Source organism: Streptomyces sp. NPDC012508, from assembly GCF_042902595.1.
Classification (GTDB): Bacteria; Actinomycetota; Actinomycetes; order Streptomycetales; family Streptomycetaceae; genus Streptomyces.
The window spans coordinates 159,240-172,852 of the sequence record NZ_JBIBEO010000011.1 but is presented as its reverse complement, the minus strand read 5'-3'; the positions used below and the strand labels follow the sequence as shown (position 1 = coordinate 172,852).

The window sequence follows — 13,613 nt, the reverse complement described above, 5'->3', positions numbered from 1 at the left end:
GACATCACGTGGGCTCACTAACCTCTCGTACCTGTCGTTATGCACAGGAAGTTAATCGGAGCCCCATCTTCCTCTCATTCCGAACGGCTATGGTGCTCCGCATGACTCAGTCGCCTCCCAGGATCACCAAGGCTGTCATCCCGGCCGCCGGTCTCGGCACGCGCTTCCTCCCGGCCACCAAGGCCACGCCGAAGGAAATGCTGCCGGTCGTCGACAAGCCCGCGATCCAGTACGTCGTCGAGGAGGCCGTAGCGGCCGGACTCTCGGACGTCCTCATGATCACCGGTCGGAACAAGCGGCCCCTGGAGGACCACTTCGACCGGAACTACGAGCTGGAGGAGGCGCTCGCCCGCAAGGGCGACGAGGAGCGGCTCTCCAAGGTGCAGGAGTCCAGCGACCTCGCCACCATGCACTACGTGCGTCAGGGCGCACCGCGCGGCCTCGGGCACGCCGTGCTCTGCGCGGCCCCGCACGTCGGCGACCAGGCCTTCGCCGTGCTGCTCGGCGACGACCTGATCGACCCGCGCGACCCGCTGCTGGCCCGGATGGTCGACATCCAGGAGCGTGAAGGCGGCAGCGTGATCGCGCTCATGGAGGTCGAGCCCGAGCAGATCCATCTGTACGGCTGTGCGGCGGTCGAGGCGACGGCCGACTCCGACGTCGTGCGGGTGACGGATCTGGTCGAGAAGCCGGACGCGGACGAGGCGCCCAGCAACTACGCGATCATCGGCCGCTATGTTCTGGATCCGGCCATCTTCGACATACTGCGTGAGACCGAGCCGGGCCGCGGCGGCGAGATCCAGCTGACCGACGCCCTGCAGAAGCTCGCCAAGACGTACCAGTCGGCACCGAGCGGCGAGGGGAAGATCGGGGGTCCGGTCCACGGCGTGGTCTTCAAGGGCCGCCGCTATGACACCGGCGACCGCGGGGACTATCTGCGTGCCATTGTCAGACTGGCGTGCGAACGTGAAGACCTGGGACCGGACTTCCGGACCTGGCTCCGCAGTTATGTCAGCGAGGAGATGTAGCACCTTGAGCAGCAGTACGGCACCGGTGTCCGGCGATCCCTGCGCGGGTCCCTCGCGCGACCTGTGGTCGGTGGACGAGCACCTGGACGACGTCCTCGGGGCGATCGTCCCGCTCGAACCCATCGAGTTGCAGCTGCCCGACGCCCAGGGCTGCGTCCTGGTCGAGGACGTCACGGTGCCGGTCGCGCTGCCCCCGTTCGACAACAGCTCCATGGACGGGTACGCGGTCCGGGTCGCCGATGTCGCCGGTGCCACCGAGGAGTTCCCCGCGGTCCTGACCGTGATCGGTGACGTGGCCGCGGGCGCCGGCGGCCTGCCCGTCGTCGGCCCCGGTCAGGCCGCCCGGATCATGACCGGCGCCCCGCTGCCGCCCGGCGCCGAGGCCGTCGTCCCGGTCGAGTGGACCGACGGCGGTACGGGCGAGGGCGCCGCGACCGGGATGCGGGCCGCCAGCGCCGACCCCGAGGGCGCGGGCGGCGAGGTCCGCGTCCACCGGTCCGCCGAGGCCCGCGCGCACGTCCGCGCGCGGGGCAGCGACGTCCAGGCCGGTGACCTGGCCCTGGAGGCGGGCACGGTCCTCGGGCCGCCGCAGATCGGGCTGCTCGCCGCGATCGGCCGCGCCACCGTCCGCGTGCGCCCCCGCCCGCGGGTCGTCGTGATCTCCACCGGCAGCGAACTGGCACAGCCCGGCGAGGAGTTGGGCGAGGGCCAGATCTACGACTCCAACAGCTTCGCGCTCGCGGCCGCCGCGCGCGACGCCGGAGCCATCGCCTACCGGGTCGGCGCCGTCACCGACGAGGCCGACACCCTGCGCGCCACGATCGAGGACCAGCTGATCCGCGCCGACCTCCTCGTCACCACGGGCGGGGTCAGCGTCGGCGCGTACGACGTGGTCAAGGAGGCGCTGACGGCGGCCGGCCAGTTCGAGGGCCAGGTCGACTTCCGCAAGCTGGCCATGCAGCCGGGCAAGCCGCAGGGCTTCGGCACGATCGGCCCCGACCACACCCCGCTGCTCGCGCTGCCGGGCAATCCGGTCTCCTCGTACGTGTCCTTCGAGCTCTTCGTGCGGCCCGCGATCCGGGCCCTGATGGGCCTCGGCGACCTCCACCGGCCGCGGGTCCGGGCCGAGCTGGCGGCCGGCAAGCCGCTGCGGTCCCCCTCGGGCCGCCGCCAGTTCCTGCGCGGGACGTACGACGCCGAGTCCGGGACCGTCACTCCGGTGGGCGGCTCGGGCTCCCACCTGATCGCGGCGCTCGCGCACGCGAACGCGCTGCTCGTCGTACCGGAGGAGACCATGGAGGTGGCGCCCGGCGCCGAGCTGGACGTGGTCCTCCTCGGCTGAAGAGGGCCTGGTGGCGGTACCGTGGCGTCCCACACAGCGACCGGGAGTGTCACGGCCATGAGCACGCAGCAAGGACTCACCCACATCGACGAGGCGGGGGCGGCCCGCATGGTCGACGTCTCGGCGAAGGACGTCACGGCGCGGACCGCGCGCGCCAGTGGCCGCGTCCTGGTCTCGCCGCGCGTGATCGAGCTGCTGCGGGGCGAGGGCGTACCGAAGGGCGACGCGCTCGCCACCGCCCGGATCGCCGGGATCATGGGCGCCAAGAAGACCCCGGACCTGATCCCACTCTGCCACCCGCTGGCGGTCTCGGGCGTGAAGCTGGACCTCACGGTCGCGGACGACGCGGTGGAGATCCTGGCGACCGTGAAGACGACGGACCGCACGGGCGTCGAGATGGAGGCCCTGACGGCGGTCTCGGTGGCCGCGCTGACGGTGGTCGACATGATCAAGGCGGTCGACAAGGGCGCGGTCATCACCGACGTACGGGTGGAGGAGAAGACGGGCGGCAAGTCGGGCGACTGGACCCGGGAAGGGGCCGAGTCGTGACGCGCGGGGGCCGGGTGACCGGGGCGCACGGCCACGGGGACCAGGCCGGCGAGGGCCGGGCTCACGAAGAGCCGACTCTCGACGAGCAGGTCGTGCCGGCGCTCGGCGCCGGCCTCGGCGGCGCCCTCACCGCCCCCTACGCCGCCCTCGTCGTCACCGCCTCGAACCGGGCGGCGGCCGGGGTGTACGAGGACAAGGGCGGGCCGCTGATCGCCGAGGGCCTGGCGCGGATGGGCTTCGCGGTCGACGGCCCGCAGGTCGTGCCGGACGGCGCTCCCGTCGAGGCGGCGCTGCGGGCCGGGGTCGAGGCCGGGTACGACGTCATCCTCACCACCGGCGGGACGGGCATCTCGCCGACCGACGCCACGCCCGAGGCCACCCGCCGGGTCATCGACCACGAGATCCCCGGCATCGCCGAGGCGATCCGCGCGTACGGCCGGGAGAAGGTGCCCACCGCGGCGCTCTCCCGTGGCCTCGCCGGGGTCGCGCGCGGGACGCTGATCGTGAACCTGCCGGGCTCCGCGGGCGGGGTCCGCGACGGCCTCGCCGTCCTGGAACCCCTGCTCGTGCACGCGGTCGACCAGATGCGTGGCGGCGACCACCCGAGACCGTCATGATTCCGACCTGGCCCGTGGTCCTCGCCGACGGCGATGTGGTGCTGCGCCCCATAAAGATGCGCGACCAGCGGGCCTGGCGTGAGGTGAACCGGCGCAACCGGGACTGGCTGCGCCCCTGGGAGGCGACGATCCCGCCCCCGGCGCCCGGTGGCCCGGTCGCGCAGCGGCCGACGTATCGCCAGATGGTCCGGCATCTGCGGGCCGAGGCGAACGCGGGCCGGATGCTGCCGTTCGTGATCGAGTACCGGGGTGAGCTGGTCGGTCAGCTGACGGTGGCGGGGATCACCTGGGGCTCGATGTGCTCGGGCCATGTCGGGTACTGGGTGGACAGCGCGGTGGCGGGCCGGGGCGTGATGCCGACGGCGGTCGCGCTCGTGGCCGACCACTGCTTCCGTACGGTCGGTCTGCACCGGCTCGAGGTCTGTATTCGGCCGGAGAACGGCCCCTCGCGCCGGGTCGTCGAGAAACTGGGATTCCGGGAGGAGGGGCTGCGGCCGCGCTACCTCCACATCGACGGGGCGTGGCGGGACCACCTCGTCTTCGCTCTCACGGCGGAGGAAGTCCCCCACGGGCTGCTGAGGCGCTGGCACCAGGCGCGTCCCGCCCATCCCGCCCAATGAAATAAATGTTCGAATTCAATCAGCAGTTGATCGCCAATCGATCTGAACAATCACAAAAAAGTTCAGTGATATCAGCCAGATCGTGCGACACACCGGGCCAATTGGCCGATGCCCGTAACGGAACCCCTCTACGGTGTGAGGCGTGAGCAGCAGCGGCCTCATCTACGCAGTCATCGTCGGGGCCTGGGCCGCCTACTTGGTGCCGATGTGGCTCCGCAGGCAGGACGAGCTCAACGAGGCCCGCCCGACGGAACGCTTCAGCACCGCCATCCGGCTGCTGTCCGGACGGGCGGGAATGGAGCGCCGGTACGCCAAGGAGCTGAAGGACCGGGAGCCCGACGTGGACCCGGACGTGGAGACGGAGCATTTGAGCTCGGTCGACGTCCGGGCCTTCTCCGCGCCCGCGGCCAGGACGGAAGCCCGTCTGGAGGTCCCGGAACAGGACCACGGCCCGGACCGCAAGCGCGAACCGGCTCCCGTTCGACGGCCCTCGAAGGCGGCCGCCGAGCGCGCCCGCCGGGGCAAGGTCCTCGCCCGGCGCCGGCGGACGACGGTCGTCCTCTTCCTCGCCTTCACCCTCGGCGCGGTCGTCGCCGCCGTCGGCGGCCTGGCGTTCCTGTGGGCGCCGGCCGCCCCCGCGGTGCTGCTGAGCGCGTACATCGTGCATCTGCGGACGACGGAGCGCCGGCGCTTCGTGTACGTGATGGACCGTCGGCGCGCCGAGGCAGCGGCGGCACGGCTGCGCGAGAGCCGCCCGCGCCGTCCGGCCGCGCCCGCCGAGCCGGAGGAGGAGCAGCCGGCCCGACCCGAGCCCGAACCGGCCCCCGCGGTCTCCCCGCAGGAGGCCGGCCGCCGTGCGCTCGTCGAGCAGACGGACCACGCGGAGTGGGTGGACCAGCAGCGCGAGCGTGGCCCGGCCCGCGGCGACAGCTGGGAGCCGGTCCCGGTCCCGCTCCCCACGTACGTCACCGCCCCGGTGGCCCCGCGCGCCACGAGCGGCATCGACATCACGGACCCGGAGACCTGGAGTTCGGCCCGCTCCTCCACGGCGGCCCCGGAGCCGGCCCCGCCCGCCGCCCCGGACCCGGCGCCGCGCCAGCGCACGGCCCCGCCCCGCGGCGCCCGCCGCGACCACGGCCGCACCCCGCTCTTCGACCAGTACGCGGACGACGACCGCCCGCGCGCGGCCAACGAATGACCCCCGGCCGGGGGCTCCCCGGAGCCCTCGGCTGACCTGCGGGGGAACGGATTTCACTGCACCCCGATCGGGATGCTAATGTTTCACACGTCGCAAGGGCCTGTGGCGCAGTCTGGTAGCGCACCTCGTTCGCATCGAGGGGGTCTGGGGTTCAAATCCCCACAGGTCCACAAGCGCAGACGGAGATCCCGTCCGATCGAAAGATCGGGCGGGATCTTCGCTTTTCCGGGCTCTGGACGACGGGGTGCCGGCGAGCAGGACGGTCGGTACTTGTCGATCTTGCCGAGGTCGCCGGGCCGGACGGTGATCGTGGGCTTTCCGGTGAGACGCCCTCCCGAACCCAGGCCAGGGCTGCGGGGCCCTGGATCTGGTGGATCATCACAAAGAAGTCAGAGCGAGGGTGTTGCCACACGATCAATCCACGGGGGTGGCGGACTGTGCCGACCGTACTGGCGAACGCGACCCGGCTCAGGCCGGAGACGCGGCACCCCGCGCCTCGTTGTCCAGCCTTTCGGCACCTGGCCGGGCCGCCGACTGCCGGCCCGGGGCAAGCGGTGCGCAGGGCGTTCTGGCTCACGACGCGCCACCGGCTGCCGGTTTCGATGATCAGCCGTTGGAACCCCTCGAGCCGGAATCCGGGGACTTTCTGGATGGTCCGGAAGGCGATGCCGACTTTCCAGAGGAACCTGATGCCCCGGATTGGGGCGCTGTCGATCAAGACGCATCGACTGATCTGGAAAACGGGCCGGAGGAATTGGATCCGGTAGAACCGGGTGACGTCACCTCTCGGAGTCGCCCCGATGACGTGAATGGAGCAGACTCCCCAGAGCCGGTGGAGCCGGTGGAGCCGACGGACCAGCTGTCGGAGCCGCGTTGGAGTTCCTGCGCCGCAGCCGGAGTCGTCGCTAATGAGGCGCTGTGGCGGTTCGTGGCTTCGGCGTAGTCAGGCCGGGGGGAAGTCCCCCTGTGCCATCCGTTGTCTCGGGCTCGTCGAAGACGTTGCCCTCGGACAGTTCATCAGATGCGTCCGGCTCTCCGTCTCGTCATGCTCATTCCCGTCGGGCCGGGGTCATGGCGTGCGGGTGATCCAGTGCTGGAGGGCGATGTGGGTGGTGTCGTCCAGGGTGCACAGGGCCTCGATGGCGGCGAGGTCGCCCGGTAGAGGGGCGATGCCTGCCGTGGTGAGGGCGGCGTGCAGTTCCAGGCGGCGGCGGTCCGCCGGCTCCAGGGGGACGGACAGGCGGGTGGCCGGAGCCGGTGGGGGCAGGGGGTAGTCGAGGGCGTCCGACAGGCCGTAGGCGACCGGCGGCTCCTCGGGAAAATCGTCCATGTACACGGCGGGGAACCGGTAGGGATCGTAGTCCGCCAGCGCGGTCGGGGCCGTGGGGAAAGACTGGAGCTCAGTCATGAGTGCCTCCTCAGTTGTCCTGCCACTGCCGGGGAGGACAACGCGAAGGCCGGGAGCAGTTGCGCCGCGAGCACATCTCCACCCGAATGCCGCATCGCGGCTCGTCGGACGCCCGTCCGCGCCCCCGGGCTGCCGGGGCCGCGAACGGGCGGACGGGCGGACGGGCCGAACGTCAGGACGCCTGAGCCCGGTCGTACAACGCCTTCGCGTCGTTGCCGAAGTACGGCCCGAACATGCGGTTCGGGAGGAACGTGTACCCGAAGCTGTTCACCGAGACCTGGAGGCCCGTGCCCGTGGCCTCGCTGAAGCCGGAGAACCAGGGGCCACCGCTGGAGCCGCCCGTCATGTTGCAGGCGAGGCTGTGGTCCTGGGAGAACAGGAAGTCCTTCGAGGAGTTGCCCGCGCAGTGGATGAGCTTCGAGCCGTTGTACGGGGACGCCGCCGGGAAGCCGAAGGCGTACATCGGCTTGTTGTAGCCGCCGTTGAACTGGAGGCCCTGGGCGCCCGTGACCGAGGTGAGGGTCTTGCCGTTCAGCGGGGCCACGACCGCCGCGCCCACGTCGTAGTTGATGTCCTCGCTCGCCTCCCACTGCGGGGTGGTGAGCGTCTTCGTCGCCGTCCACTGGCCGTACGGCGCGTTGCCGTTGTCGTAGGCAGGGACGAAGACCCAGTTGGTGTGCCACGAGCCCTGGTACTTCACGCAGTGCCCGGCCGTGATCACCGTGCTCTGGTTCTGGCTGGTGACGGCGTTGCCGGAGCAGGAGGCCGTACGGCCCTGGAAGGTGAAGAAGACCCGGCCGGAGGTCTTCACGACGGCGCCGCCGCCCGTCCAGGGGCCGCCCGGCTGCGGGAAGGCCGTCGGGGCGATCGTGGTGGGGGTGGACGAGCCGGCGACCCGCTTGAGGGTCTTGAGGGCCCCGGGGGTGACCTCAAGATCCAGCGGGACCGCCGAGCGCATCCGCTCCGCGGTCCAGAAGGCGGGCTTCTCCGCCGCTTGCGCCGTGGTCGCGGTCAGGGCTCCGGTCAGCAGGGCTCCGACGGACAACAGGACCGCTGCGACTGTGCGATGGCGTCTCACGCATGTCTCCTTCTGCCGAGGCAGGTGGGGGATGAGAACGGTGCGGATCGACGTGCGTGGGCAGCGTGCCAGAAGGTGCGGAGAATGTCAGGGGCGCGTCAGAGATTTTCGGTCAGCGGCTTCGCGTAGCAGCGGCTGCTCTCGTACTCCCGGTAGTAGCCGAACTTCACGCACAGCTCGTATCCGCTGGAGGTGTAGAGCGCCATCGCCTCGGGCTGCGCCGTGCCCGTCTCCAGGACCATCCGCGTCCGGCCGGCGGCCCGGGCATCCGCCTCCAGGGCGGCCAGGATGCGGCGGGCGAGGCCCAGGCCGCGCGCCTCGGGCGCCACGAACATGCGCTTGAGCTCGGCGTCGCCGTCCGCGTACCCCATGTCGTTCTTGTCCTGGGTGCGCCAGCCGCCGGACGCGACGGGGCGGTCCTCGGTGTCGTACGCGAGGAGGTAGAGACCGCGGGGCGGTACGAACATCCCGGGGTCGAGCGGGGTGTCGTCACCCTCGCCGTAGCGGGCGGCGTACTCCAGCTGGACGGCGGCGTCGAGCTTGGCCGCATCGGGGTGGTCGTACGGCACGGGTCGTATAGTCATGTGAGACATTGTATGTGTATGCGGCCTTGCGGGTGTCGGTATCCTCCCCGGATGCTCACTGTCACGTCCGTCAATGTCAATGGACTCCGGGCCGCGGCCAAGAAGGGCTTCGTGGAGTGGCTCGCCGGCGCATCCGCCGATGCCGTCTGCCTCCAGGAGGTACGCGCCGAGGAGGCCCAGCTTCCCGTCGAGGTCCGCGCGCCCGAGGGCTGGTTCACCGCACACGCGCCGGCCGCCGCCAAGGGGCGCGCCGGTGTCTCCCTCTACACCCGGCGCGAGCCCGACGCCGTGCGCGTCGGCTTCGGGTCGAGCGAGTTCGACGGCAGCGGCCGGTACATCGAGGCCGACCTGCCCGGTGTCACCGTCGCCAGCCTCTACCTCCCCTCCGGTGAGGTCGGCACCGAGCGGCAGGACGAGAAGATCCGCTTCATGGGCGAGTTCCTGCCGTATCTGAAGGAGCTCAAGGAGCGCGCCGCCGCCGACGGCCGCGAGGTCGTCGTCTGCGGCGACTGGAACATCGCCCACCGTGAGGCCGACCTCAAGAACTGGAAGGCCAACCAGAAGAACGCCGGCTTCCTCCCCGAGGAGCGGGCGTGGCTGAGCCGCGTCTTCGACGAGGCGGAGTACGTCGACGTCGTCCGCGCTCTCCATCCCGACCAGGACGGGCCGTACTCCTGGTGGTCGTATCGCGGGCGCGCCTTCGACAACGACTCCGGCTGGCGCATCGACTACCAGGTGGCCACCCCGCGGCTCGCCGGCAAGGCCGTGAAGGCGTACGTCGAGCGGGCCGCCACGCACGCGGAACGGTGGAGCGACCACGCGCCCGTGACGGCGGTCTACGAGCTGTAGACGCGGGCGGCGCGGACACGGCTCATAAGGGCGCGCGGAGGCGGAGCCGGTTCCTGGCGGCCTCGCGTCGTCACCTCATGGGGTCCGCGCCGTCACCTCATGGGGTCCGCGTCCCCTTGAGGTCCGCCGTCATCTCATGACGGTTCGCGCAGTCGGCGGTCCATCGCCATCGACAGTTCCGCCTCCACCACGCTCTTGGCGAGCGGGCGCAGCCGCTGGATGTCCTTCTCCTCCGCGTGCTCGCGCAGGAGTTCGGTGAAGAGTCCGGCCAGCGCGTCCGCGTGTTCGCGGACCGCCCGCCCCGCCTCCAGGACGGCGGCGAGCGGGATGCCCTCCTTCACCAGGGCCGCGGAGACGTCGAGCAGCCGGCGGCTGATGTGGACGATGGCGTCGCCGTCGGTGGCGAGATAGCCGAGGTCGAGGGCGGCCAGCAGGTTCTCGGGTGTGACCTCGTCCGCGAAGTAGTCGGCCAGCTCCTGGGGGGTGAGCCGGATCGGCTCCTCCTCGGTCGGTTCGCCGAGGCCGAGGACCTCGCTGACGTCCTTGCCGCTCTCGAAGGCGGTGTTGAGGTCGGCGATGCCGTTGAGGGTGTGGCCGCGTTCGAGCAGGGCGGCGATCGTACGGAGTTTGGCCAGGTGATGGTCGTCGTACCAGGCGATCCGGCCCTCGCGGCGGGGCGGGGCGATCAGCCCGCGCTCGCGGTAGAAGCGCAGGGTGCGCACGGTGATGCCGGCCGCCGCCGCGAGCTCGTCCATGCGGTACTCGCGTACGCCCTTCACGTCTTCCGATCGGTCTGCCACGCCCGCCAGCCTATGTTGTACCGCCGGTAACTTTCCCTCGTCCGCCCCCTACCGCTCGGTATGCCGCTGCTCTACAGTCCCGACTGTGCCAGTGATTGCTGGCGGGATTGTGGCGCGTGGGAGGCGGCATGGCGAAGCACGAGCACGTACGCGTGGTGGTGATCGGATCGGGGTTCGGCGGTCTCGGGGCGGCCGTCCGGCTGCGCCGCGAGGGGATCACCGACTTCGTCGTCCTGGAGCGGGCCGACTCGGTGGGCGGCACCTGGCGGGACAACAGCTATCCCGGCTGCGCCTGCGACGTCCCCTCCCACCTGTACTCCTTCTCCTTCGCTCCCAACCCCGACTGGCCCCGCACCTTCTCCGGGCAGCGCCACATCCGCGCCTACCTGGAGCACGTCACCGACACCTTCCGGCTCCGCCCGCACCTGCGGCTGAACCACGAGGTGACGCTGATGCGGTGGGACGCCGACGAGCTGCGCTGGGAGATCGAGACCAACGAGGGCACCTTCACCGCCGATGTGATCGTCTCGGCGACCGGCCCGCTCTCCGACCCGAAGATCCCCGACATCCCGGGGCTCGCCGACTTCCCCGGCAAGGTCTTCCACTCGGCGCAGTGGGACCACGACTACGACCTCACCGGCAAGCGCGTCGCCATGGTCGGCACCGGCGCCTCCGCGATCCAGATCGTGCCCGCGATCCAGCCCCAGGTCGGGAAGCTGACGCTCTTCCAGCGCACCCCTCCGTGGGTCATGCCCCGCATGGACCGCGCCATCACGGGCGCCGAACGCTGGCTCCACCGCACGCTCCCCTTCACCGGCACCGCGCGCCGGGGGCTGCTGTGGGGCATCCGGGAGCTCCAGGTGAGCGCGTTCACCAAGCGCCCGGGCGAGCTCGGCCTCGTCGAGTCGCTCGCCAAGGCCAACATGGCCAAGGCGATCAAGGACCCGGCGCTGCGGGCCAAGCTGACCCCCTCGTACCGCATCGGCTGCAAGCGCATCCTGCTCTCCAACGCGTACTACCCGGCGCTGGCCGAGCCCAATGTGGACGTGGTCGCCTCGGGGCTGCGCGAGGTGCGCGGCTCGACCGTCGTGGCCGCGGACGGGACGGAGACCGAGGTCGACGCGATCGTCTTCGGTACGGGATTCCACGTCACCGACATGCCGATCGCGGACCGCGTGGTCGGGGCGGACGGCGTCCGGCTCTCCGACGCGTGGAAGGGCGGGGTGCAGTCGCTGCGCGGCGCGACCGTCGACGGCTTCCCCAACTGGATGACGATCATCGGGCCCAACACGGGTCTCGGGAACTCCTCCATGATCCTCATGATCGAGTCCCAGCTGAACTACATGGCGGACTACCTCCGCCAGCTCGACGTCCTCGGAGGCCGCGCCGCCCTCGCCGCCCGGCCCTCCGCCGTCGGCGCCTGGAACCGCAAGGTGCAGGACCGGATGGAGCGGACCGTCTGGAAGTCGGGCGGGTGCGACAGCTGGTACCTGGACGCCAACGGCCGCAACACGACGCTCTGGCCGGGCACGACGAGTGAGTTCCGGCGCGAGACGCGACGGGTGGACCTCGCGGAGTACGAGGTGCTGAGGCCGGCGGTCGCGGAGAAGGCGGCGACGGCGCGTGGCGCCTCCGCCTCCGCGTCCCGCAAGAAGGAGACGGTCAAGTGAGCCGTCTCCTCGGGTCCCGTACGGGATCGCTGCCGCACCCGCGCGAGGTCATCGCCGTCTCCGCCGACGGCTCCCGCGTCCATGCCGAGGTCTACGGCCCCGAGGACGCCCCGGCCGTCGTCCTGGCCCACGGCTGGACCTGCTCGATCGGCTTCTGGGCCGAACAGATACGGGACCTCGCCCGGGACCACAAGGTCATCGCCTACGACCAGCGCGGCCACGGGCGCACCCCCGCCCCGGCCGGTCCGTCCGGCTACTCGACGCGGGCCCTCGCCGACGACCTGGAGGCCGTGCTCGGCGCGACGCTCCGTCCCGGCGAGCGTGCGGTCCTCGCCGGGCACTCCATGGGCGGCATGACACTGATGGCGGCCGCCGCGCGCCCCGCCTTCCGGGAGCACGCGGCCGCGGCCCTGCTCTGCTCGACCGGGCCGTCCCGGCTCGTGGCCGAGTCCCTCGTCGTACCGCTGCGCGCCGGTGGGCTGCGGACCTGGCTGACGAGGGCGATCCTGGGAGCGAAGGCGCCGCTCGGCCCGGTCACTCCGGTCTCCCGGAAGATCCTCAAGTACGCGACGATGGGCCCTGGTTCCGCGCCCGAGCGGGTCGACACCTGTGCCCGGATCGTGCACGCCTGCCCGCGCCGCCCGCGGGTGGCCTGGTCGCGGGTCCTCGCGGAGCTCGATCTCGGCGCGGGCGTACGGGAGATGGAGCTGCCCGTCGCCGTGATCGCCGGCACGGCCGACCGGCTCACGCCGCCCGTGCACTCCCGCGCCCTGGCCGCCGCGCTGCCGCGGTGCGTGGGGTTCGACGAGCTGGCCGGGATGGGCCACATGACGCCGGTGGAGGCGCCGGAGGCGGTGACGGCCCGGATCCGGGAACTCGTCACCACGTACGGAGAAGCGCAGGCGCGCGTTCAGGTGCAGCAGGAACAGAAGGAGGGAGCGGCATGAGCAGGGTCGGTCTGGAGGGTCAGGTCGCCGTCGTCACCGGAGCGGCCCGGGGTGTCGGCGAGCTCCTCGCCCGCAAGCTCTCCGCGCGAGGCGCGAAGATCGCGCTGGTCGGTCTGGAGCCCGAGGAGCTGAAGCAGGTCGCGGGCCGGCTGCACACCGAGGCCGACTGGTGGCACGCGGACGTCACCGACCACGAGGCGATGGCCACGGTGGCGGCCGAGGTCAAGGAGCGCTTCGGCAAGGTCGACATCGTCGTCGCCAACGCGGGCGTCGCGGCCGGCGGGCCGTTCGTGGACTCCGACCCGGTCGCCTGGCGGCGGGTCATCGAGGTCAACCTGATCGGCGGGGCCGTGACCGGGCGGGCGTTCCTGCCCGTCCTGATGGAGTCGCGCGGCTACTTCCTGCAGATCGCCTCGCTCGCGGCGATGACCCCGGCGCCGATGATGACGGCGTACTGCGCGTCCAAGTCCGGCGTCGAGGCCTTCGCCCACAGCCTGCGCGCCGAGGTCGGGTACAAGGGCGTGAAGGTCGGCGTCGGCTACCTCTCCTGGACCGACACGGACATGGTCCGGGGCGCGGACCAGGACGACGTGATGAAGGAGCTGCGGCAGCGGCTGCCCTGGCCGTCGAACCGTACGTATCCGCTGGGCCCGGCCGTGGACCGGATCGTGGCGGGCATCGAGCGGCGTTCGGCGCATGTCTACGCCCAGTGGTGGCTGCGCGGGATGCAGTCCGCGCGCGGCTACCTGCCCGGCATCATCGCCGCGGTCGGGCAGCGCGAGATGAAGCGCTTCGAACCCCGCCTGGCCGGAGTCTCCAAGGGCCTCGTGGGGGCGGGAGGCGAGGCGGACGAACAGGCCCGGGCCGGGCGTGTGTGACGGTCCGTAACTGATCGAAATGCGCGGAATGTGACGTCATGCCAC

Annotated in this window: 14 protein-coding genes and 1 tRNA gene; 11 read left to right on the top strand and 4 right to left on the bottom strand. The window is 71.5% G+C overall.

Going from position 1 to position 13,613, the window contains the following annotated elements; translation table 11 throughout:
- The first annotated feature begins 101 nt into the window (after nt 1–101).
- The 7 genes from galU to ACFY8U_RS32815 all read left to right on the top strand — a co-directional run bounded on the left by galU (nt 102) and on the right by ACFY8U_RS32815 (nt 5,524).
- Nucleotides 102–1,028: a UTP--glucose-1-phosphate uridylyltransferase GalU gene (gene galU, locus ACFY8U_RS32845; protein ID WP_389575834.1), complete on the top strand. Its 927-nt coding sequence runs from the start codon at nt 102–104 to the stop codon at nt 1,026–1,028.
- Between the two features lie 4 nt (nt 1,029–1,032).
- Complete coding sequence (gene glp, locus ACFY8U_RS32840) at nt 1,033–2,370, top strand: gephyrin-like molybdotransferase Glp (RefSeq protein WP_389575833.1); 1,338 nt, start codon at nt 1,033–1,035, stop codon at nt 2,368–2,370.
- A gap of 57 nt (nt 2,371–2,427) precedes the next feature.
- On the top strand, nt 2,428–2,919 hold the full coding sequence (gene moaC, locus ACFY8U_RS32835) for a cyclic pyranopterin monophosphate synthase MoaC (protein ID WP_361438438.1): 492 nt from the start codon (nt 2,428–2,430) through the stop codon (nt 2,917–2,919).
- Between the two features lie 92 nt (nt 2,920–3,011).
- Nucleotides 3,012–3,536 (top strand): molybdenum cofactor biosynthesis protein B, encoded by a 525-nt coding sequence (locus ACFY8U_RS32830; protein ID WP_389575984.1) that lies wholly within the window; start codon nt 3,012–3,014, stop codon nt 3,534–3,536.
- Nucleotides 3,533–4,156, top strand: coding sequence for a GNAT family N-acetyltransferase (locus tag ACFY8U_RS32825; RefSeq protein ID WP_389575832.1), 624 nt, complete (start codon nt 3,533–3,535; stop codon nt 4,154–4,156). Before ACFY8U_RS32830 ends, ACFY8U_RS32825 begins: the two co-directional genes overlap by 4 nt.
- Before the next feature lie 142 nt (nt 4,157–4,298).
- On the top strand, nt 4,299–5,354 hold the full coding sequence (glpR, locus tag ACFY8U_RS32820; RefSeq protein WP_389575831.1) for a gephyrin-like molybdotransferase receptor GlpR: 1,056 nt from the start codon (nt 4,299–4,301) through the stop codon (nt 5,352–5,354).
- Nucleotides 5,355–5,450: 96 nt separating this feature from the next.
- A tRNA-Ala gene (locus ACFY8U_RS32815) sits at nt 5,451–5,524 on the top strand.
- Nucleotides 5,525–6,423: 899 nt separating this feature from the next.
- Here the strand turns inward: ACFY8U_RS32815 and ACFY8U_RS32810 are convergent.
- The 3 genes from ACFY8U_RS32810 to ACFY8U_RS32800 all read right to left on the bottom strand — a co-directional run bounded on the left by ACFY8U_RS32810 (nt 6,424) and on the right by ACFY8U_RS32800 (nt 8,424).
- Nucleotides 6,424–6,762, bottom strand: coding sequence for a hypothetical protein (locus ACFY8U_RS32810; RefSeq protein ID WP_389575830.1), 339 nt, complete (start codon nt 6,760–6,762; stop codon nt 6,424–6,426).
- A gap of 172 nt (nt 6,763–6,934) precedes the next feature.
- Complete coding sequence (locus ACFY8U_RS32805) at nt 6,935–7,840, bottom strand: trypsin-like serine peptidase (RefSeq protein ID WP_389575829.1); 906 nt, start codon at nt 7,838–7,840, stop codon at nt 6,935–6,937.
- A gap of 98 nt (nt 7,841–7,938) precedes the next feature.
- Entirely contained in the window at nt 7,939–8,424 is a 486-nt protein-coding gene (locus ACFY8U_RS32800; RefSeq protein ID WP_389575828.1) for a GNAT family N-acetyltransferase, read from the bottom strand.
- Nucleotides 8,425–8,475: 51 nt separating this feature from the next.
- On the opposite strand from ACFY8U_RS32800, the gene ACFY8U_RS32795 reads away from it, so the two are divergent.
- Nucleotides 8,476–9,273 carry an exodeoxyribonuclease III gene (locus ACFY8U_RS32795; protein WP_389575827.1) on the top strand — a complete coding sequence of 266 codons (798 nt, stop codon included), beginning with the start codon at nt 8,476–8,478 and terminating at the stop codon, nt 9,271–9,273.
- Between the two features lie 134 nt (nt 9,274–9,407).
- Here ACFY8U_RS32795 and ACFY8U_RS32790 read toward each other — a convergent pair whose 3' ends face one another.
- Complete coding sequence (locus tag ACFY8U_RS32790; RefSeq protein WP_389575983.1) at nt 9,408–10,028, bottom strand: MerR family transcriptional regulator; 621 nt, start codon at nt 10,026–10,028, stop codon at nt 9,408–9,410.
- Nucleotides 10,029–10,201: 173 nt separating this feature from the next.
- Here ACFY8U_RS32790 and ACFY8U_RS32785 point away from each other — a divergent pair, with 173 nt between their 5' ends.
- Genes ACFY8U_RS32785 through ACFY8U_RS32775 form a run of 3 tightly spaced genes read left to right on the top strand, consistent with a single transcriptional unit; the run spans nt 10,202 to nt 13,568 of the window.
- Nucleotides 10,202–11,743 carry a flavin-containing monooxygenase gene (locus ACFY8U_RS32785; RefSeq protein ID WP_389575826.1) on the top strand — a complete coding sequence of 514 codons (1,542 nt, stop codon included), beginning with the start codon at nt 10,202–10,204 and terminating at the stop codon, nt 11,741–11,743.
- The gene (locus tag ACFY8U_RS32780; RefSeq protein ID WP_389575825.1) at nt 11,740–12,690 is read left to right on the top strand and encodes an alpha/beta fold hydrolase; all 951 of its coding nucleotides are present in this window, start codon (nt 11,740–11,742) and stop codon (nt 12,688–12,690) included. Before ACFY8U_RS32785 ends, ACFY8U_RS32780 begins: the two co-directional genes overlap by 4 nt.
- On the top strand, nt 12,687–13,568 hold the full coding sequence (locus ACFY8U_RS32775; RefSeq protein WP_389575824.1) for an SDR family oxidoreductase: 882 nt from the start codon (nt 12,687–12,689) through the stop codon (nt 13,566–13,568). Before ACFY8U_RS32780 ends, ACFY8U_RS32775 begins: the two co-directional genes overlap by 4 nt.
- The last annotated feature ends 45 nt before the right edge of the window (nt 13,569–13,613 follow it).

Excerpts from the sequence above, each read along its gene's own strand:
- galU (WP_389575834.1), top strand. The coding sequence starts at position 102 with ATGACTCAGTCGCCTCCCAGGATCACCAAGGCTGTCATCCCGGCCGCC.
- moaC (WP_361438438.1), top strand. The coding sequence starts at position 2,428 with ATGAGCACGCAGCAAGGACTCACCCACATCGACGAGGCGGGGGCGGCC.
- ACFY8U_RS32825 (WP_389575832.1), top strand. The coding sequence starts at position 3,533 with ATGATTCCGACCTGGCCCGTGGTCCTCGCCGACGGCGATGTGGTGCTG.
- ACFY8U_RS32810 (WP_389575830.1), bottom strand. The coding sequence starts at position 6,762 with ATGACTGAGCTCCAGTCTTTCCCCACGGCCCCGACCGCGCTGGCGGAC.
- ACFY8U_RS32800 (WP_389575828.1), bottom strand. The coding sequence starts at position 8,424 with ATGACTATACGACCCGTGCCGTACGACCACCCCGATGCGGCCAAGCTC.
- ACFY8U_RS32795 (WP_389575827.1), top strand. The coding sequence starts at position 8,476 with ATGCTCACTGTCACGTCCGTCAATGTCAATGGACTCCGGGCCGCGGCC.
- ACFY8U_RS32790 (WP_389575983.1), bottom strand. The coding sequence starts at position 10,028 with ATGGACGAGCTCGCGGCGGCGGCCGGCATCACCGTGCGCACCCTGCGC.
- ACFY8U_RS32785 (WP_389575826.1), top strand. The coding sequence starts at position 10,202 with ATGGCGAAGCACGAGCACGTACGCGTGGTGGTGATCGGATCGGGGTTC.
- ACFY8U_RS32775 (WP_389575824.1), top strand. The coding sequence starts at position 12,687 with ATGAGCAGGGTCGGTCTGGAGGGTCAGGTCGCCGTCGTCACCGGAGCG.